The following is a 19,247-nucleotide window of genomic DNA, read 5'->3' on the forward strand; positions in this document are numbered from 1 at the left end:
CATGCGACCCGAAATCCTCAATCCGCTGTTCGCCGAAACCCTCGTCCTGAAGGGGGTAGGGCCCGCGCTCGCCAAGCCGCTCGACCGGCTCGGACTCGCGCGCGTCGTCGACGTCGCCTTCCATCTGCCGACCGGCTACGTCGATCGCCTGCCACGCACCGAGCTGATGTCGAGCGATGCCGGGCGGATCATCACGATCACGCTGACTCCGCGCGACTACAGGATCAGTGCGGGGCGGGGGCCGACGCGCGTGCAGGCGACCGACGAGCTCGGCAACTACGTCAGCCTCGTTTTCTTTGGCGGCAGTTCGGGTTGGGCGAAGAAGCTGCTGCCGATCGGCGAGGCCAAGCGTATATCGGGCCGGCTCGACGAATACGGCCAGGAATTGCAGATCGTCCATCCCGACATCGTCGAGCCGGACGAGGAGTTGCGCGAGCGCGAGCCGATCTATCCGCTGTCGGAAGGTCTCACCTCGCGGCGTCTGGCGGCTCTGACCGCGCAGGCGGTCGCGCGCGCGCCGGACTTGCCGGAGTGGATCGAACCTGGGCTGAAGGCGAAACGCGAATGGCCGGGTTGGCACGAATCGCTCGAGCGCATCCACGCCGACCCGTCGGACGCGAAGGCACGCGAACGGCTGGCGTATGACGAGGTGTTCGCGAACCAGCTCGCGATGACGATCGTCCGCGCGGATACCCGCAAGCGGCGGGGGCGGGCGCTGCAGGGCGACGGCCGGCTGCGCGACCTGCTGAAGCTGCCCTACACGCTGACCGGCGCGCAATCGCGGACGGTCGGCGAGATCGAGGGCGACCTCGCGCAGACCGCGCCGATGCTGCGGCTGCTGCAGGGTGATGTCGGCTCGGGCAAGACGCTGGTCGCGGCGATGGCGATGCTGATCGCGGTCGAGGCGGGTGCGCAGGCGGCGATGCTCGCGCCGACCGAGATCCTCGCGCGCCAACATTACGAGACGCTGCGAAAGACGCTCGCCGGGCTGCCGATCGAGATCGGCGTGCTGACCGGCCGCGACAAGGGCCGCGTGCGCGAGGCGACGCTGATGGCGCTGGCGAACGGTGAGATCGACATTCTCGTCGGCACGCACGCGATCTTCCAGGACGCGGTCGGCTACAAGGATCTCGGCCTCGTCGTGGTCGACGAGCAGCATCGCTTCGGCGTCGCGCAGCGGATGACGTTGCAGGCGAAGGGGGTCGCCCCGCCGCATCTGCTCGCGATGACCGCAACCCCGATCCCGCGCACGCTGACGCTCGCGCAGTACGGCGAGATGGACGTCAGCCGCCTCGACGAGATGCCGCCGGGGCGCCAGCCGATCGAGACGCGGGTAATCTCCGAGGACCGGCTCGACGACGTGGTCAATGCGCTCGGGCGGCATCTGGCGGATGGCGGGCAAGCCTATTGGGTCTGCCCCCTGGTCGAGGAAAGCGAGAAGAGCGACCTCGCTGCTGCCGAAATGCGCGCGGAAACGTTGCGCGCCCGGTTCGGCGACAAGGTCGCGCTCGTTCACGGCCGGATGAAACCGGCGGAGAAGGACGCGGTGATGGCCGAGTTTTCCGCAGCCCGCACGTCCGTGCTCGTCGCGACCACCGTGATCGAAGTCGGCGTCGACGTCCCCAACGCCACGCTGATCGTGATCGAGCATGCCGACCGCTTCGGCCTCGCCCAGCTCCACCAGCTCCGCGGGCGGGTTGGGCGCGGCACCGGGCGGTCGATCTGCCTGCTGATGCGCGGGTCGTCGCTCAGCGAGACATCCCGCGCGCGCCTCGCGCTGATGCGTGAGACCAACGATGGTTTCCGCATCGCCGAGGAGGATCTGCGCCTCCGCGGCGCTGGCGAACTGCTCGGCACCAAACAGTCCGGCGAGATGGCGTTCCGTCTTGCGACGCCGGAGATGATGGCCGACCTGCTCCAATGCGCGCACGACGACGCACGCCTGCTGATTGACCGCGACGGTGGGCTGCAGGGGCCGCGGGGGCAGGCGGCAAGGACAGCCCTCTATCTGTTCGACCGCGACGCCGGCGTGGCGTTGCTGCGATCGGGTTGAGCTGGGCATCTCGCCGGTTGCTTTCGCCTCTCTGCGCCGCCACGGACGACGCATGGGTGCACTCTTCCCGATCATCATAGTTCTGCTTGCCGGCGTTGGGCTGGCGGTCCAGCCGCCGACCAATGCCGCCTTGGCGAAGGCGTCCGGCTCGGTCTGGCTGGCGTCACTCGTTTCGTTTGCGATGGGCACCGCGGTCCTGTTCGCGATCTGGGCGGCAGTCGATCGGACGATGCCGTCGACGCTCAGGGGCACACCGTGGTGGGCGTGGCTCGGCGGTCTGTATGGCGCGTGTTTCGTCGCAGCGCTTGCCTATGCGACGCCGCGTCTCGGGCTCGCATCGGCGGTGACGCTCGCGGTCGGCAGTCAGATCGTGACCGCGCTGGTGCTCGACCGGTTCGGCCTGCTTGGTCTCACGGCCCAGCCGATCAGCCTTGCGCGCATCGGAGGCGTGCTTCTGGTGATTGCAGGCGTGGTACTCGTCCGCGCCGGCTGACTTCAGCTGTTGCGGATCATCACCGACAGCATGCCGTAATAGTCGGCCAGCGGGATCGTCTGTTCGAGCTCGCAGCCAATTCGTCCGCCGAGCGACCAGCGGACCACGGCATCGACGCCGCCCAGGATCGGCAGCGCGATACGCAACCGGTCGCCAGCCTCGGGCGATCCCTCGCACCGCGCCATCAGGCCGTTTGCGGACATGTTGACGAGCACGAGTTTCATGCTGCGACCATCGCCGTCGACCGCTTGCGTGCGATGCATCACCTCATCGCGGGGCTCGCCGCGATGATCTCGAACAGCCGTGGCATAATTTCGCATCGGATGTTCCCCACTTGCGGAAGTCACCGGCTTAGCGAACCCGCGGTGAACCGCGTGCGAACGAGCATGCTTAACGCAGCATTTTTCGAAACGAGAATGCGTCTGTTACGAAGGGGTTAGCATCCCATGCCGCTTCTTGCCGAGGCTGAGGCGGGCTGGCGACGAGACGTCGATCGAGGTGGACGGCTCCCTCACGACTTCGCCATCGATCCGCACCGCGCCTTCTGCGATCTTGCGCCGCGCTTCGCCGTTGGAAGCGACGAAGCCCAGGGCGACCAGCGCTTCGACGATGCCGATCGAGCCGCTCGGGACGGCAAAGCTCGGCAAAGAGTCGCCAGAGGCGCCTTCCTCGAACGTCTTCCGCGCGGTTTCCGCAGCCTGTTCGGCCGCCTCTCGCCCGCGGCACATCGCGGTCGCTTCGTTGGCGAGCACGATCTTGGCGGCGTTGATCTCGGCACCTTCGAGCGCTTCAAGACGCGCGATCTCGTCGAGCGGGAGGTCGGTGAACAGCTTCAGGAAGCGGCCGACGTCGCGATCGTCGGTGTTGCGCCAGAACTGCCAGTAATCGAAGTGCGGCAGCTGGTCCTCGTGCAGCCAGACCGCGCCCGACATCGTCTTGCCCATCTTGCCGCCGTCCGCGGTCGTGATCAGCGGGGTGGTCACGCCGTAGACCTCGGTCGAGTCCATCCGGCGTGCGAGTTCGATGCCGTTGACGATGTTGCCCCATTGGTCCGAGCCGCCCATCTGCAACCGGCAGTCGGCGCGACGTGACAGCTCTAGGAAGTCGTACGCCTGGAGGATCATGTAGTTGAATTCGAGGAAGCTCAGCGACTGTTCGCGGTCGAGGCGGAGCTTGACCGAATCGAAGGCGAGCATCCGGTTTACCGAGAAATGCTGGCCGACATCGCGCAGGAACGGGATGTATTCGAGCGCGTCTAGCCACTCGGCATTGTCGAGCATGACCGCGTCGGTCGGGCCATCACCGAAGGTCAGGAAGCGTTCGAAGATGCGGCGGATCGAGGCGACGTTGGCCTTGATCCCATCCTCGCCGAGCAGCTTGCGCGCCTCGTCCTTGAAGCTCGGATCGCCGATCTTGCCGGTGCCGCCGCCCATCAGCACGATCGGCTTGTGCCCGGTCTGCTGAAGCCGGCGGAGCAGCATGATCTGGACGAGGCTGCCGACGTGGAGCGAAGGCGCGGTCGGATCGAAGCCGATATAGCCGGGCACCACTTGTTTGCCGGCGAGCGCATCGAGCGCGGCCGCGTCGGTCATCTGGTGGACATAGCCGCGCGAGGTCAGCGTGGTGAGCAGGTCGGACTGGTAGGTCATGGTGCGTCTCGTTCCCCTTCCGCTTGCGGGAGGGGTAAGGGGAGGGGCTTCCTCGCCCCCATGCCCTCCCCCGCCCCCTCCCGCAAGCGGGAGGGGGGATTCAGCTTCGTGGCAATTGTAAGGTTGGATCCACCGGCGTCCGCCCCTTGCGGAGTTCGAAGTGCAGTTCCGGCCGGTCGGCGAACCCGGTGTCGCCCGACAGCGCGATCGTCTGGCCGCGCTTCACGCTCTGGCCACGCTGCACGAGCAGCTTCGACGCGTGGCCGTAGACGCTGGTCCAGCCGCCGCCATGCTTGACGATCACCAGCCCGCCCAGCGCGGCGATGCCGTCGCCGACATAGGCGACGACGCCATCAGCGGCGGCATGGACCGGTGTCGACATCGGCACCGCGATCTTGATGCCGTCATTGCGCTCGCCGCTCGCGCCGGGACCGAAGCGCTTCACGACCCTGCCATCGACCGGCCAGAGGAACCCGCCGCTCGCCAGCCGTGCCGGTGCGGTGACGACCGCGTTCGACGGCAGGACGCGGCGCGGCGTCGCGATTGGTTTGGCGGGCGCCTGGTTGTTGGCCAGCGCGGGCTCGCCGCCGGTGAGGATGTCGTCGATGTCGAGCGTAAAGGCTTGCGCGCGCTCCGAGGCGCTCGCCCTACCGCCACCGGGCGCGTCGGGGATCAGGACGCGCTGGTCAGCGCGCAGTACATACGGCTCGACAAGTGCGTTCGCCGCGACGATCCGCGACCATTCGACACCGTAGGCGCGGGCGATCGCGATGCCCGTCTCGCCGCGCCGGACCTGGTGATAGCGACCGCCCGGGATCCTCAGCCGTTCCCCGGTCTCGATCGTGTAGGGCGAGTCGAGGTCGTTCGCGCGCGCGATCGCTTCGAGACTAGCCCCGCTGCGATCGGCGACCCGGCTTAGCGTATCGCCGGGCTGGACGACATAGGTGGTGTCGGAAATCGGCTTCGCATCGGCGCGGACTGGCCTCGCTTCCCAGGCGGGGCGGGGCGCGGGCAGGGAAGTCACCTCGCCACTATCGCGGCCGGGACGATCATCGGACCTGTCCTGCGGGGCGGGCTCGTCCTGCCGAGACGGCGTATCGTCGCGCTGTATCGGCGGTTCGCGGTGCGGGCGCTGCGGACGACTGTCCGGAGCAGGCTGGCCGTAGCCAGCGGGACGGTCGACCTGCGGAATGCACGCGGCGAGCCCAAGCAGCGGCGGCAGTCCAACCGCCAGCAGGGCCCGCGCCCGCCTCATCACCGATAGGCCCGGGCGAGCATGTCCAGCGATTCGGTATGCGTCAGATCGAGATGGAGCGGCGTCACCGAGACAAAGCCGTCCGCGGTCGCTTCGAGATCGGTCGCATGCGCGGGCGTCTCGACGGTACGACCCAGCGCGAACCAGTGATACTCATAGCCACGCGGGTCTTTGTTGGTGACGATCTGCAACCGTCCGTAGTCGCGCAGGCCCTGACTGACGACGCGCACCCCCTTCACCGCGTCGGCGGGGCCGGCGGGGAAGTTGATGTTCACCAGCGTCCGCGGCGCCAGCGGCGCGTCGAGCAACGGGCGCAGCACGCGTTCGCCCCATACCGCCGCCGCTTCGAACGGAACGCTGTCGCCCATCCCTTCGCGGCTGTAGATCTGGCTCAACGCGATCGACCGGATACCGCCGAGCGCGCCCTCCATCGCCGCCGAGACGGTCCCCGAATAGGTCACGTCCTCGGCAAGGTTCGCGCCTCGGTTAACGCCGGACAGAATCAGGTCGGGCGGGCAATCGTTCATGATCTTCGCAAGCGCCATCATCGCGGCATCGGTCGGCGTGCCCGCGACGGCATACCGCTTCTCGCCATGCTTCCGCACGCGGATCGGCCGCGACAGGGTGAGCGAATGCCCAGCACCCGACTGTTCCTCGGCGGGCGCGACGATCCAGATATCGTCGGACAAGGTCCGGGCGATCGTCTCCAGCACCTTCAAACCGGGCGCATGATAGCCGTCGTCATTGGTGAGCAGGATCCGCATCAGCGCTTCGGCTCCAGGACGGTCAGCCCGTTTAGATACGGCTGGAGCACCGCCGGTACCGCGACCGAGCCATCCTCCTGCTGATAATTCTCCAGCACCGCGACCAGCGTCCGCCCGACCGCGAGCGCGGAGCCATTGAGCGTATGGACGAACCGCGTGCCCTTTTCGCCCTCGGGCCGATATCGCGCGTTCATGCGGCGTGCCTGGAAGTCCGTGCAGGTCGAAACGCTGCTGATCTCGCGATAACGCGCCTGGCCCGGCAGCCAGACTTCGAGATCGTAGGTGCGTGCCGCGGTGAAACCCATATCGCCAGTGCATAGGAGCATCCGCCTGAACGGTAGCTGCAACGCGTCGAGCACGCCTTCCGCGCAGGCCGTCATGCGCTCATGCTCGGCCTCGGACATGTCAGGGGTGACGATCGAGACCATCTCGACCTTGTCGAACTGATGCTGGCGGATATAGCCGCGCGTGTCGCGACCCGCAGCGCCCGCCTCGGAGCGGAAACACGGCGTCAGCGCGGTGAAGCGCAGCGGCAGTTCGGCCTCGGCGAGGATCTGTTCGCGGACGATGTTAGTGAGGCTCACTTCCGCGGTCGGGATCAGCCAGCGGCCGTCGGTGGTCTGGAACAGGTCCTCCGAGAATTTCGGCAGCTGGCCGGTGCCGAATACGGCCTCGTCGCGGACGAGAAGCGGCGGCGAAACCTGTTCGAAGCCAGCGTCGGCGACGTGATCGAGCATGAACTGGCCCAGCGCGCGCTGCAGCTTGGCCGCAGGACCGCGGACCAGCGTGAAGCGTGCGCCTGACATCGCCGCACCGGTCTCGAAATCGAGGCCGAGCGCAGGGCCGATCGCATCATGCTCGCGCGCCGTGAAGGTGAAGGTCGTCGGAGTTCCCCGGGTGTGGACCAGCGCGTTGTCGTCCTCGCCGCCGCCCTCGGGCACGTCAGCCGCGGGAAGGTTCGGGATCGCGGCAAGCATGGCCTGGAGTTCGCTACCCAGCCGCGCTTCGTCGGCCTCCAGTGCCGGCAATGCTTCCTTCAGGCTCGCGACCTCGGCCATCAGCGCCTGCGCCTTGGCCTCGTCCTTCTGCGCCTTGGCCTGGCCGATCGCCTTCGACAGTTCGTTGCGGCGAGTCTGCGCAGTCTGCGATTCCGCGATCGTCGCGCGGCGCTGTTCGTCGAGGGTTACCAGCGACGCGGACTGCGGTGCGACGCCCCGCTTGGCGAGGGCGGCGTCGAAGGCGGCGGGATCGTCTCGGATCAGGCGAATGTCGTGCATCGCCGAGGCTATGCCGAGACGGGCACGCCCACGCAAGGCGCGCGCTACGCGTCAAACGCAACCCGGCACCGCGCAGCGCGTTGACCGTGCATACGAACAGCGAAAAGGAGATACCGCATGCAGCTTCCTCATAATTCCGTCGTCCTGGTGGCAGACGGCCGGAAAATGCTGTTCCTGCGCAACGAGGGCGACAATGTTGCCCCGAACCTTGTCGTCGAGAAGGCGCAGGAGCAGTCCAATCCTGCGACCCGTGATCAGGCCACCGACGCCGCCGGGCGAGCCTCGTCACCGCGGGGCGGCGTGCAGAGTTCGGTCGAGCCGACTGACTTCCACCAGCTTGAGGAGGACCGCTTCGCCGCCGATGCCGCCGATTTTCTCAAGGTGCGGGCGCTGAAGAACGATTACGAATCGCTGATCATCGTCGCGCCGCCCAAGACACTCGGGGAGATGCGCAAGCATTACCACAAGGAGGTCAGCAACCGGCTGGCGGGCGAGTTGGACAAGGACCTGACCGGCCATCCGATCGCGGACATCGAGAAGGCGCTCAAGAACGCCTGATCTTATCAAGATCCGAAAAAGGCTTGCCGGTTAATCCGGCAAGCCTTTTTTCAGCCTGAATCTTCATTCTGAGGGGCGAAGCTCAGGCTGCCGCCACCGAGGACTTCGCAAAACGCCGTCTCACGACCAGCGCTGCTGCCGCTGCACCGAACAGCAGGACCATCGGCGGGGCAGGAACGGGCGCAGGCGTTCCGCCATTCGAACCCGGGTGGTCGGGTTTGCCCGGATGCCAGCCGCCGGTCGAGCCATGCCAGCCACCATTGGAACTCCAGCCGCCGTTACTGCTCCACCCCTTGCTGCTCGACCCGTAGCTGCTGCTGGAGGTCGAAGTCGATACGTTGCCGCTGGAACTTGTCGAGGTCGATACGTTGCCACTGGAACTCGACGATGTCGAAACGTTCCCACTTGACGACGATGACACATTGCCGCTCGACGACGACGAAACGTCGCCGCTGCTGCCGCCGCTCGCGGACGATGACGTGCTCGACACGGTGGCACCACCGGTCGAGGACGAGGAGCCGCCCGTGCTGGTCGATCCGCCGCTCGACGACGACGACGAGCCTCCGGTGCTGGTGGAGCCGCCGCTGGAAGTGGACGAGATGACGATGCTGCCGCCTGATCCGCCGCTTCCGCCGAACCCGCCGCCGAATCCGCCACCAAAGCCGCCGCTGCCACCGAAGAAGCCGCCGCTGCCACCGACGACGACCGGGACGCCACCGCCGCCGCCGCCACCAATAAACCCGGATCCGACCGGCGCGGGTATCGGCGCCGCATTGGCGACCGTGACCACCGTCGGTGCGCAGGTGGTGCGGGTGGTTGTCGTCACGCGACGAACGCGCGGCCGCGACACCGACGCGACCTCACGACGCTGAACGCGCTTCACCAAGGTGCGCTTGACGAGAATCCGCTTCGAATCCGCAGTTCGGTTCGGGCTTTCGGCAACATGCACGGCTCCCCCGCCGATTAAAGCACCTCCGCACGCGCATGCGCACAATTTCGCCAAGGCCATCCGCACTGACATATCGTCACTCTTTCGTTGCCGGCCCTTACAGGTCGCCGGATCCCCGTTCGCAACATCGGAACATCGCTATCCGACTAACTGCAAAACAAACCGTTAAGTGCAAGGTCGTTAATCACATTTGGCATGCTTAACGAAAGATTTACACGTCTTTCGCCAGCCTGATGTACGTTAACGTGCCGGCATGGGACATAATGGTCGAGTTCTGGCCGTTTTGCTCGGCGCACCGTCGGAGCGTGCCACCGAGGCGCGCGGCAGAACGCTTGCGGAGTCTGGCGCAAGAAAATGTCGTTCTGCACCGAATATGCGCAAGTCGCGTCGCTTGTCGTCCTGATCCTGCACGACTATAGGCGCTTTCACCATTTGGGGGAGGCCCCTTGAGATCGGCGGGGTCGATCCGACGGGGCCAAAGGGAGAGTGGTATGGCGACCGTGATGAATCGTATGGACGATACCGGAAATTCCAATCGCGACGCTGCGAACGACAGCGGTGAGGACGGCTATCGGCCCGGTGCCGACGAACCCTTTATGAGCTTGAACCAGCAGGCGTATTTTCGCCGAAAGTTGCAGTTGTGGCGGGATGCGATCTTGCGGGAATCGCAGGAAACGCTGTCGCAGTTGCAGGTCGATTCGCTGCGTGAGGCCGACCTCACCGATCGCGCGTCGAGCGAGACCGATTGGTCGATCGAACTGCGGACGCGCGATCGTCAACGCAAGCTGGTCTCGAAGATCGAGGCGGCCATCCGTCGGATCGATGAGGGCGAATACGGGTATTGTGAAGTGACCGGCGAACCGATCAGCCTGGCACGGCTCGAAGCAAGGCCGATCGCAACGATGACCGTCGAGGCGCAGGAACGGCATGAGCGCAACGAAAAGGTTTCCCGCGAAGATTGATCGCTACCGCTCGACCCGAGCCAGCATTTATCCACGGCGGGGATCGGCGTTGTCTAATGCTTTCGCACGAGCGAGGGCTTGGTAAGCCTATCGTCAGACGTTAGGGCTAAACCCGATGCAATAGACGGTGCGGGATCGCGGATGGATAGCTTCAATCGGGCGACGGCCGGTCCGGCCGGTACAGATGCCGGCGTGAACGGTGACAATGGCGGCAAACGTCAACGGACCCGTGACAGTCTGTTCCTGACTGCGCAACTTCGCCTTGGGACCGAAACCAAAATGCGCGAGGTGCGCGTCCGCAACCTTTCTGAAGGCGGGTTGATGGTCGAACTCGACAAGATCGCCGATGTCGGAACGCCAGTGTTTCTTGATCTCAGGGGAATCGGTGAGGTCGCCGGCAAGGTCGCCTGGTGTACCGAGGGACGCATCGGCATCGCGCTCGATTCGCTTATCGATCCGAAAAAGGCGCGCAAGCCAGTCGGTGGAACCAGCGTGGCGGGGAGGCCGTTTCAAACAAAAGTTTAGCGGCCTGGCTAAGCCTCTTTCATCGGGTCGCCGCTGTCGGTCTTCGCAATTCGTGCTCCCCGGAACGGTTTCCGGGGAGCATTAAACGCAATGTTTATAGGCTGACGATCTCTTCCTTCAGGCGCAGTTTCTGCTTCTTCAGTCCGGCCAGAACGGTCGAATCGGGTATCGGCCGGTGGGTTTCATCGGCGATGCGCTGATCGAGCACGGCGTGCTTGGTTTCCAGGGCTGTCTGATGCGTCGTCTGCACGGTGGGATACCTCCTGCATTCGGGTTGGGAGACCGAGTAAACCACCGTGTCACCAAAATGTCTTCATCGAAAACGGATCAAATCGATTGACCGAGCGGTTTCGCGTGACGATCCGAGATCGCGCGTCGATTGTCCCTCCGCCCGAGCCTAGCGCGCGTTTATCTCTCGCATCGAGGCCCGGCTTTGCTATGGACCTAAGTGGTAGCGGCATAAACCGGGGGATAAGGTGGACGACGCGCAAACCAGGGTTCGGCTTGACGGATTACGGATCGAGCATCGCGACCTTGATGATGCTATCGCCGCGCTCGCGCTGGCGTCGACGCCCGATCAATTGCAGATGGCGCGTCTCAAAAAGCGCAAGCTTCGCCTGCGTGACGAGATCGCCGCGCTCGAAGACCTGTTGATACCCGATATAATCGCGTAATTTCCCAACGCGTTGCTCACTAACGACACATTTCGGGACAGCGTGTGGTTACCGCCGCGTTTGGAACCTGTCCTGCGATCCGGGGTTGTGGCATCTGACCCGACAATGATCGGATCCGGCCTTCAATCGCGCATGCATCGCCGCCTCGTCGATGCGCTGTACGTAGAGGCGATGGTGCTGGCGGATGAGGCACGCAGCTATTTCGACGAGGCGGGGCGGGTCGAACGCGAGGCGCTCGACCCGCGAACGCGCGTTGGATTCAGTTGCGAGTCATTGAAGGTGACGACAAGGCTGATGCATGTCATCGCGTGGCTGTTGACACAGCGGGCGGTACAGGCTGGCGAACTCCGCGCGTCGGATGCGCTCGATCCAGACCGCCGGTTGGGCGACGCGCCGGTCACGGACGCGGGGCTGCTCGATCTGCTGCCACCCCGCGCCCGGCGCCTTATCGAGGCCAGCACCGATCTGTACCGCCGGGTGGCCCGGCTCGATCAAGCCCAGGACCAACCGAGCGCGATGACGAGCCCGGCATTGTCGATGCAGATGACCTTGGCGAACGCGTTCTAGAACGAACGACGAACCGCCCGCCGCCGGTTTCTCAAAGCGCCAGCCGCGTTCTTGCGGCACGATATTCGCGCTCCAGACGGTCAACCCGGTCGGCGACGCTCTCGACCTCGGTAACCGCGCCGATGCCCTGACCCGAGCCCCAGATATCCTTCCAGGCCTTGGGCTTCGACCCGCCGTCCTTGTTGTCGCCGCCACCGAAGTTCATCGTCTTCAGGTCGCCCTGGGGAAGATTGTCGGGGTCCATCCCCGCCGCCTCGATCGAGGCGCGGAGGTAGTTGCCGTGCACGCCGGTAAAGAGGTTCGAATAAACGATATCCGAGGCTTTGCCCGCGACGATGCCGTCCTTGTACGCCTGATCCGCGTTCGCCTCGGTCGTCGCGATGAAGGGCGAGCCGATATAGCCGAAGTCCGCGCCCATAGCCTGTGCCGCCAGCACCGCGTCACCGGTCGCGATCGAACCCGACAGTGCGAGCGGGCCGTCGAACCACTGGCGGATTTCCTGGATGATCGCGAACGGCGACAGGCGGCCGGCATGGCCACCCGCACCGGCCGCGACTGCGATCAGGCCGTCTGCACCCTTTTCGATCGCTTTCCGCGCGAACCGGTCGTCGATCACGTCGTGGAGCGTGATGCCGCCCCAGCCATGCACCGCGGTGTTCAGATCTTCGCGCGCCCCAAGTGAGGTGATGACGATCGGCACCTGCCACTTCTCGCATGTCTCCAGATCGCTTTCGAGCCGATCGTTGGATTTGTGGACGATCTGGTTGACCGCAAAGGGCGCCGCCGATCGATCGGGATTGGCGCGGTTGTGTGCGCTGAGTTCCTCGGTGATCCGGTGCAGCCACTCGTCGAGCATCGCCTGGGGGCGCGCGTTGAGTGCCGGGAACGAGCCGACGATGCCAGCCTTGCACTGCGCGATCACCAGTTCGGGGCCGGAAATGATGAACAGCGGCGAGCCGATGACGGGCAGGCGCAGGTTTTTTAGAATAGCGGGTACGGTCATGCCAGTTTTCTAGCGCAACCTATTCGCGCGCGCCAGAGCCGGTTTTGCCCTCCACCCCGGCCCATAATGCGGCGGGGTGGAGGGCAGGGTATCAGGCCATCCTGCCGATCACCTTGTCGAGCGTCAGCGGGTATTCGCGGACGCGGACGCCGCACGCGTTGTAGACCGCATTGGCGATCGCCGCCCCGACGCCGCACAGACCCAATTCGCCGATACCCTTGGCCTTCATCGGCGAGGACTTCTCGTCGAGTTCGTCCATGAAGAACACGTCCTGCATCGGAATGTCGGCATGCGCGGGCACATGATATTCGGCGAGGTCGTGATTGACGAAATAGCCGAACCGCGTGTCGACGATCGCGCCTTCCATGAGTGCCGCACCGACTCCCATCGTCATCGCGCCGATCACCTGGCTGCGTGCCGATTTCGGGTTGAGGATACGACCGGCGGCAAACGCGCCGCTCATCCGGCGGACGCGAATCTCGCCGGTTGCCGAGTCGACGCCGACCTCGACGAAATGCGCGCCGAACGTAGCCTGCGCATACGTCTTGGTGAGGTCGCCGAACTCGATCGAGTCCTCCGCCGAGAGGCCGGCATCGCCTGCGGCTTCCGACAGCGATACGCTGCGGTTGCCCGACTTCACCTTGCCGTCCTCGAACACGACGTCAGTCGAGTTGAAACCGAGCTTCCGCGCGACCGTATCCCGCAACGCCATGCATGCCGCGTAGACGCCCGCGGTCGAGCTGTTGCCGCCCCATTGGCCGCCCGAACCAGACGAGGCCGGGAAGCTGCTGTCGCCGAGCAGGACGATGACCTTGTCCATCGGCACGCCCATCATCTCGGCCGCGGTCTGCGCGATGATCGTATAGCTGCCGGTACCGATGTCGGTCATGTCGGTGGCGACCGTCACGACGCCCTTCTTGTCGATCCCGACGCGTGCGCCCGACTTCATCGTGACGTTGTCGCGGAACGCCGACGCCATGCCCATGCCGACGAGCCAGCGGCCGTCGCGGACTTGCCCGGGAACGGCGTTGCGCTTGTTCCAGCCGAAGCGTTCGGCACCGGTCTTCAGACAGCCGACGAGATCACGCTGCGAGAACTGGCGCGACGGCTTTTCCGGATCGACCTGCGTATCGTTGATGATGCGCAACTGGACCGGGTCCATCTGCAGCTTCTCGGCCAGGTCGTCCATCGCCGCTTCGAGAGCGAGCAGACCGACCGCCTCGCCCGGCGCACGCATCGCGTTGCCTTCGGGGAGGTCGAGCACGGCGAGACGCGTCGCGGTCATGCGGTTCGCACCTGCATAAAGCAGGCGCGTCGCATTCGGCGCGGTCTCGGGACCACCACCGGGGAGATCGCCCGACCAGCTTTCATGCGCGATGGCGGTGATCTTGCCGTCCTTCTGTGCGCCGATGCGCAGGCGCTGGATCGTCGCGGGTCGATGCGTCGTGTTGTTCATCACCTGCGGACGCGCGAGCGCGAGCTTTACCGGACGGCCGCCGATCGCGCGCGAGCCGAGTGCGGCCATGACCGCGTCGCTGCGGACCCACAGCTTCGAGCCGAAACCGCCGCCGACATAGGGCGACATGACGTGGATGCTTTCCTTCGGCAGGAGCAGCGTCTCGCTCATGTCGCCGACCGCCCAGGCGATCATCTGATTGGAGGTCCAGAGCGTGAGCTTGCCGTCCTTCCACGCCGCGGTGGTGGAATGTGGCTCCATCATCATGTGGCTCTGGTCGGGCGTGGTGTAGCGCTCATCGACCTTGACCGCTGCCTTGGCGAACGCACCGGCGAAATCGCCGACCGCGGTGTCGGGGTTGCCGCTCTTCGGCTTGGTGGCCGACGCCTGCGACGCGGCGAGATCGAACCTGCCGGCGGTGCGCGCATAGTTGACGCGGAGCAGCTTGGCACCGGCGCGTGCCTGCTCGAACGTCTCGGCGACGACGACGGCGACGGCCTGATCGTAATGCTGGACGTCCGGGCCGGCAAGCATCCGCGCCGTGTGGTTCTTGGCTTTGCCGAGCTTGCCGGCGTTCTGGTAGGTGACGACCGCGAGCACGCCAGGGGCGGCCTTTGCATCGGCGTCGTCGATGCTCTCGATCCGACCCTTGGCGATCGCCGAGCCGAGAATATAGCCATAGGCGGCGTTCGGTGCGGCATCGTTGCGCTCATAGGCGTAGTGCGCGGTGCCGGTGGTCTTCAGCTTGCCGTCGACGCGGTCGTGCGGCTGGCCGAGCACCTTCATGCGATCGGTCGGGTTCGCCGTGGCGGGGGTATCGAACTTCATGGCGATCAGGCCTTCGCTTCTTCGAACACGGCGCCGATGGTGCGTTCGACCAACGGCAGCTTGAACGCGTTCTGTGATGTGGTGCGGGCGCCGGCGAGGACGGCCGATGCGGTCGCCTTGGCGCCGTTAGGCATCTGCGCCTCGGCGGCTTCGACGCGCCACGGCTTATGCGCGAGTCCACCGAAGGCGAGACGGCCACGGCCACCAGGCTGGATCACGGCCGCAACCGAGATCAGCGCGAAGGCGTACGACGCACGATCACGCACCTTCTGATAGATATGCGTCCCGCCGATCGGCTTGGGCAGGGTGACCGCCGTGATCAGTTCACCGGGCGCGAGCGAGGTCTCGATATTCGGCGTAGCGCCGGGAAGGCGGTGGAAATCCGCGATCGGGATTGCGCGCGTCTGGCCAGCGGCGTTCACCGTCTCGACCGTCGCGTCGAGTACGCGCATCGCAACGGCCATGTCGCTCGGATGCGTCGCGATGCACGCCTCGCTCGTGCCCATGACCGCAAGGTTGCGATTGAAGCCGCCGATCGCCGCGCAACCGCTGCCGGGCTGGCGCTTGTTGCAGGGCTTGGTGGTGTCGTAGAAATACGGGCAGCGCGTACGCTGGAGCAGATTGCCCGCGGTGGTTGCCTTGTTACGGAGCTGGCCCGACGCGCCGGACACCAGCGCGCGGCTGAGCACGCCGTAATCTTTCCGCACGCGCACATCAGCGGCAAGGTCAGTGTTGCGGACGAGTGCCCCGACACGGAGCCCGCCCTCGGAGGTCGGCGTGATCTTGTCGAGGCCGAGGCCGTTGACGTCGATCAGGTGCTGCGGCGTCTCGATCTGGAGTTTCATCAGGTCGAGCAGGTTGGTGCCGCCCGCGATGAATTTCGCGCCCGGCGTGCGGATCGCGGCGCTGGCGGCCTCTCTGGCCGAGGTGGCGCGCTCGTAGGTGAAGGCCTTCATGCCGTGCGCTCCGTGCCCGCGACGTCGTGGATCGCGTCGATGATATTCGCATAAGCACCGCAGCGGCAGATGTTGCCGCTCATCCGCTCTCGCAGTTCGTCGGTAGTGACCGAAGGCTGGGCGGCGATATCGCCGGTAACATGGCTAGGGATACCCGCCTTGATCTCGCCGAGCGTCGCGACCGCCGAACAGATCTGCCCGGGCGTGCAATAGCCGCACTGGTAGCCGTCATGCTTGACGAACGCGGCCTGCATCGCGTGCAGTTTCTCCGGCGTGCCAAGGCCTTCGATCGTCGTGATCTCTTCGCCTTCGTGCATGACGGCGAGCGTCAGGCAGCTGTTGATGCGGCGACCCTCGACGATGACCGTGCACGCGCCGCACTGGCCGTGGTCGCAGCCCTTCTTGGTGCCGGTAAGCTTTAAATTCTCACGCAGCGCGTCCAGCAGCGTGGTGCGCGTATCCACGTTGATCTTGGTCGTGCGACCATTGACCTTGAGCGTCACGGGCATGGTCGGCGGGGCCGCTTGCGCCGTACCCTGCGTCTGAGCCTGTACGGCGGGCGCCGCCGCCAACGTAGCCGACGCGACACCGCCGGCTATCACGCCACGGCGCGACACCGGAAAACCTTCATCCTGATGCATATAAACCCCTGTATATGTTGGCCTAACGGGTGAAGCGCGGCAAAGTTGCGCTACTAGGCATTTGGTTCCGTGAATTTTGCGTCACGGAGATTTCGGTAGGGTATTGAAATGCGGACAGTTTCTTCCAGCGTATCGGTGCGGCTGTATCATCTAGACGATAGCGGTGAGGGTGGGGCGGCAACCACGCTGTTCTATGGTCCGCTCGGGGAGGCCCTGACGATTGCAGCGCAGCAGGAGGAAGATGTGCAGGCGGGGTTGTATCTGGCGACAGAGAACGACGTCGTCGCGTATCTGGATTTGGAGGAGTAGGTAGCCGAGCGAGCGACCGCTGCCCTTAAAAGCACCACCCCGGCGAAGGCCGGGGCCCAGTTGGAAAGGTGGCAATAACGGATCGCGATCCACCGTTAGCAACACCTCCCAACTGGACCCCGGCCTTCGCCGGGGTGGGACTCATTTCTCGGGGTCGTGTACGTTTCCCTCGGGTTCGGTTACGTCCCCGGTGTGAACCCGTCATCCCGATCCGGCGGGGTGGGCGCATGCACCTCGCTGCAGATCGAACGAAGCGCACCCTTCATCCCCTCCTCAAAGGTCGGATGATAAATCGGCAGGTCAAGCACCTCGGTCGCGGTCCAACCGCTCTGGATCGCCCACGCGATCAGGTGTGCGCTATGCTCGACCGCAGGCCCCGCCATCGTCGCGCCGGTCAGCCGACCATCGCGACGATCCGCATAGAACCGTACCAGCCCGGCATTGCACGACTCGACCTTCGCGCGGCCCTGATCGTCGTACGACGCCGTCCCGATCACGCTGTCCTTGTCGTCGTCCTTGGCGATCTTGCCGATCACCGCAACGTTGGGATGCGTGAAGGTGATCGCGAACGGCACGCTCCGCTTGCCGGGCGTCACCTCTGGATAACTCGCCGCGTTGCGCCCCGCGATCGTCCCCTCGGAAGACGCCTCGTGCAGCACCGCGCGATCATGGTCGGCGTCGCCCGCAATGAAGATCGGTGCCGTGCCGCACTGCATCGTCTCGAGGTCAAAGTCCGGCATGCCATGCTCATCGAGCGTGAGCCCGGTCGTCTCCAGGCCGATGCCCTTGATCCGTGGCGGACGCCCGGTCGCGACCAGCAGATACTCGAAGCGCTGCTCACCCGATGCGGAACCACTCCAAGCCAGCTTGACGCCATCGCCGTCCGGCTCGACCGTCAACTCGACACCCAGCAAGATCGGCATCTCGCGCGACAGGATCGTGTGATAGGCCTCGGCAACGTGGGGGTCCTTCAACCCGCCGATCGTCTCGCCAGTGTCGAACACCATCGTCTCGACGCCAAGCCGTGCCATTGCCTGCGCCAGTTCCAAGCCCAGCGCGCCCGCGCCGATGATGCCGAGCGACTTCGGAAGGTCTTTTAGTTCGAAAACGCTCTCGTTCGTCAGCACGCGGTCGCGCACTGCGTCGAACATCTCGGGGATCGCCGGGCTCGATCCGGTTGCGATCACCACCGACTTCGCGTGTACCTCGCGGCCGTCACTCAACGACAGGATCGTCGCACCCGCAAATTTTGCGCGTGCCTCGATTTTCACCTCCTCGGGCAGCTTATCGATCGATGTCTCGACACCCGCGACGAACGCATCGCGCTCTTTCCGCACGCGCGTCATCACCGCGACGCCATCGACCTTGCCCGACGCCTCGACCCCGAAAACCGACGCGTGCTCGACCGCGTGCATTGCATTACCGGCCGCGATCAACAGCTTGGAGGGCATGCATCCCACGCTCGCGCAGGTCGTGCCGCCAAAGCCTTCGTCGATGAGCAGCGTCTTTGCGCCGTTACGCCGTGCGCTACGTTCGGCAGCAAGACCAGCGGTGCCGGCACCGATGATCGCCACATCGCAGGTCAGCTTCGTCATACGTCTCTCCGTTGCCGGAGAATTCCGGAGCCATGATCGACGAAACCTTCGACGCCGCCCAGCCGTTCCGCAGTGCAGCACATTCCCTGACGAAGGACGCTTATGTTAACGCTCCACCACCTGAACTACTCGCGCTCGATCCGCGTGATCTGGCTGCTCGAAGAGCTCGGCATCGAATACGACCTCGTAAAATACGAGCGTGACGAGAATTTCCGCGCGCCGCCTGAACTGAAAGCAATCCATCCGCTCGGCAAGGCGCCGGTGCTGGTCGATGATGCGCTGACGCTGGCCGAAAGCGCGCCGATCCTGTCGTATATCGACGAGCGTTACGGCGACCGCCGCTTCTCGCCGCCGGTCGACAGCGATGCGGCCGCCGTGCACGACGAGTGGCTGCAATATGTCGAGAGCTCGGCGTCGCTGCCGATCATGATGACGTCGCTGGGCAAGCGGATGGGCGGCCTGCCCGACGGCCTTGCCAAGTTCACCGGGCCCGAAGTGACGAAGACGCTCGACTATATCGGCGCGGGGGTTGGCGATGGCCCGTATCTGATGGGCGAGCAGCTGATGCTGGCCGATATCCAGATGTGCTACATCCTGGCGATCGCCGAGAGCGCCGGATTGCTCAAGGAGCATCCGGACGTCGCGGCGTATCTGGATCGCCTGTGCTCCCGTCCCGCGTTCATCGCCGCGACTGAAATCGGCGGCCCGCTTATGCCGGTCCGCCGCTAAGCCT

General features: G+C 65.2%; 21 protein-coding genes. 10 read left to right on the top strand and 11 right to left on the bottom strand.

Annotated elements, in window-relative coordinates; all coding sequences use genetic code 11:
- The first annotated feature begins 1 nt into the window (after window position 1).
- Both recG and O6Y00_RS10685 read left to right on the top strand, forming a co-directional pair.
- Window positions 2-2,053 (top strand): ATP-dependent DNA helicase RecG, encoded by a 2,052-nt coding sequence (gene recG / locus O6Y00_RS10680; protein WP_353442568.1) that lies wholly within the window; start codon window positions 2-4, stop codon window positions 2,051-2,053.
- Window positions 2,054-2,105: 52 nt separating this feature from the next.
- Window positions 2,106-2,546 (top strand): DMT family transporter, encoded by a 441-nt coding sequence (locus O6Y00_RS10685; RefSeq protein WP_353442569.1) that lies wholly within the window; start codon window positions 2,106-2,108, stop codon window positions 2,544-2,546.
- Between the two features lie 2 nt (window positions 2,547-2,548).
- Here O6Y00_RS10685 and O6Y00_RS10690 read toward each other — a convergent pair whose 3' ends face one another.
- From O6Y00_RS10690 to serS, 5 genes are all read right to left on the bottom strand, one after another.
- A complete protein-coding gene (locus tag O6Y00_RS10690; RefSeq protein WP_353442570.1) occupies window positions 2,549-2,866 on the bottom strand; it encodes a PilZ domain-containing protein in 318 nt (105 codons plus the stop codon).
- 105 nt (window positions 2,867-2,971) lie between these two features.
- Complete coding sequence (tyrS, locus tag O6Y00_RS10695; RefSeq protein WP_353442571.1) at window positions 2,972-4,195, bottom strand: tyrosine--tRNA ligase; 1,224 nt, start codon at window positions 4,193-4,195, stop codon at window positions 2,972-2,974.
- A 100-nt stretch (window positions 4,196-4,295) separates the two neighbouring features.
- The gene (locus O6Y00_RS10700; protein WP_353442573.1) at window positions 4,296-5,450 is read right to left on the bottom strand and encodes a peptidoglycan DD-metalloendopeptidase family protein; all 1,155 of its coding nucleotides are present in this window, start codon (window positions 5,448-5,450) and stop codon (window positions 4,296-4,298) included.
- Complete coding sequence (gene surE / locus O6Y00_RS10705) at window positions 5,450-6,214, bottom strand: 5'/3'-nucleotidase SurE (RefSeq protein WP_353442574.1); 765 nt, start codon at window positions 6,212-6,214, stop codon at window positions 5,450-5,452. Before surE ends, O6Y00_RS10700 begins: the two co-directional genes overlap by 1 nt.
- Entirely contained in the window at window positions 6,214-7,491 is a 1,278-nt protein-coding gene (serS, locus tag O6Y00_RS10710) for a serine--tRNA ligase (protein WP_353442575.1), read from the bottom strand. Before serS ends, surE begins: the two co-directional genes overlap by 1 nt.
- Window positions 7,492-7,608: 117 nt before the next feature.
- On the opposite strand from serS, the gene O6Y00_RS10715 reads away from it, so the two are divergent.
- The 4 genes from O6Y00_RS10715 (at window position 7,609) to O6Y00_RS10730 (ending at window position 10,485) form a co-directional block, all read left to right on the top strand.
- Window positions 7,609-8,049, top strand: coding sequence for a host attachment family protein (locus O6Y00_RS10715; protein WP_353442576.1), 441 nt, complete (start codon window positions 7,609-7,611; stop codon window positions 8,047-8,049).
- A 338-nt stretch (window positions 8,050-8,387) separates the two neighbouring features.
- Complete coding sequence (locus O6Y00_RS10720; protein ID WP_353442577.1) at window positions 8,388-8,921, top strand: hypothetical protein; 534 nt, start codon at window positions 8,388-8,390, stop codon at window positions 8,919-8,921.
- 568 nt (window positions 8,922-9,489) lie between these two features.
- Entirely contained in the window at window positions 9,490-9,960 is a 471-nt protein-coding gene (gene dksA / locus O6Y00_RS10725; protein WP_353442579.1) for an RNA polymerase-binding protein DksA, read from the top strand.
- Window positions 9,961-10,101: 141 nt separating this feature from the next.
- Entirely contained in the window at window positions 10,102-10,485 is a 384-nt protein-coding gene (locus O6Y00_RS10730; protein WP_353442580.1) for a PilZ domain-containing protein, read from the top strand.
- A gap of 94 nt (window positions 10,486-10,579) precedes the next feature.
- Here O6Y00_RS10730 and O6Y00_RS10735 read toward each other — a convergent pair whose 3' ends face one another.
- Window positions 10,580-10,735, bottom strand: coding sequence for a YdcH family protein (locus O6Y00_RS10735; RefSeq protein WP_353442581.1), 156 nt, complete (start codon window positions 10,733-10,735; stop codon window positions 10,580-10,582).
- A 226-nt stretch (window positions 10,736-10,961) separates the two neighbouring features.
- Here O6Y00_RS10735 and O6Y00_RS10740 point away from each other — a divergent pair, with 226 nt between their 5' ends.
- Window positions 10,962-11,159, top strand: coding sequence for a DUF465 domain-containing protein (locus O6Y00_RS10740; protein WP_353442582.1), 198 nt, complete (start codon window positions 10,962-10,964; stop codon window positions 11,157-11,159).
- 132 nt (window positions 11,160-11,291) lie between these two features.
- Entirely contained in the window at window positions 11,292-11,726 is a 435-nt protein-coding gene (locus tag O6Y00_RS10745; RefSeq protein WP_353442583.1) for a DUF1465 family protein, read from the top strand.
- Window positions 11,727-11,757: 31 nt separating this feature from the next.
- On the opposite strand, the gene O6Y00_RS10750 is transcribed toward O6Y00_RS10745, so the two are convergent.
- The 4 genes from O6Y00_RS10750 to paoA all read right to left on the bottom strand — a co-directional run bounded on the left by O6Y00_RS10750 (window position 11,758) and on the right by paoA (window position 16,610).
- A complete protein-coding gene (locus tag O6Y00_RS10750; RefSeq protein WP_353442584.1) occupies window positions 11,758-12,729 on the bottom strand; it encodes an NAD(P)H-dependent flavin oxidoreductase in 972 nt (323 codons plus the stop codon).
- 91 nt (window positions 12,730-12,820) lie between these two features.
- Window positions 12,821-15,013, bottom strand: a complete 2,193-nt coding sequence (gene paoC / locus O6Y00_RS10755) for an aldehyde oxidoreductase molybdenum-binding subunit PaoC (protein ID WP_353442585.1) — start codon at window positions 15,011-15,013, stop codon at window positions 12,821-12,823.
- 5 nt (window positions 15,014-15,018) lie between these two features.
- Window positions 15,019-15,969 (bottom strand): FAD binding domain-containing protein, encoded by a 951-nt coding sequence (locus O6Y00_RS10760; protein ID WP_353442586.1) that lies wholly within the window; start codon window positions 15,967-15,969, stop codon window positions 15,019-15,021.
- Window positions 15,966-16,610, bottom strand: coding sequence for an aldehyde dehydrogenase iron-sulfur subunit PaoA (gene paoA / locus O6Y00_RS10765; RefSeq protein WP_353442587.1), 645 nt, complete (start codon window positions 16,608-16,610; stop codon window positions 15,966-15,968). The genes O6Y00_RS10760 and paoA overlap by 4 nt, the downstream gene beginning before the upstream one ends.
- 108 nt (window positions 16,611-16,718) lie before the next feature.
- Here paoA and O6Y00_RS10770 point away from each other — a divergent pair, with 108 nt between their 5' ends.
- Window positions 16,719-16,919: a hypothetical protein gene (locus O6Y00_RS10770; RefSeq protein WP_253070429.1), complete on the top strand. Its 201-nt coding sequence runs from the start codon at window positions 16,719-16,721 to the stop codon at window positions 16,917-16,919.
- 179 nt (window positions 16,920-17,098) lie between these two features.
- Here the strand turns inward: O6Y00_RS10770 and O6Y00_RS10775 are convergent, their stop codons facing one another.
- Entirely contained in the window at window positions 17,099-18,514 is a 1,416-nt protein-coding gene (locus O6Y00_RS10775; RefSeq protein WP_353442588.1) for a dihydrolipoyl dehydrogenase, read from the bottom strand.
- Window positions 18,515-18,616: 102 nt separating this feature from the next.
- Here O6Y00_RS10775 and O6Y00_RS10780 point away from each other — a divergent pair, with 102 nt between their 5' ends.
- Window positions 18,617-19,243 (top strand): glutathione S-transferase family protein, encoded by a 627-nt coding sequence (locus tag O6Y00_RS10780; protein WP_353442589.1) that lies wholly within the window; start codon window positions 18,617-18,619, stop codon window positions 19,241-19,243.
- The last annotated feature ends 4 nt before the right edge of the window (window positions 19,244-19,247 follow it).

Source organism: Sphingomonas faeni (assembly GCF_040407565.1).
Taxonomy (GTDB): Bacteria; Pseudomonadota; Alphaproteobacteria; order Sphingomonadales; family Sphingomonadaceae; genus Sphingomonas; species Sphingomonas faeni_F.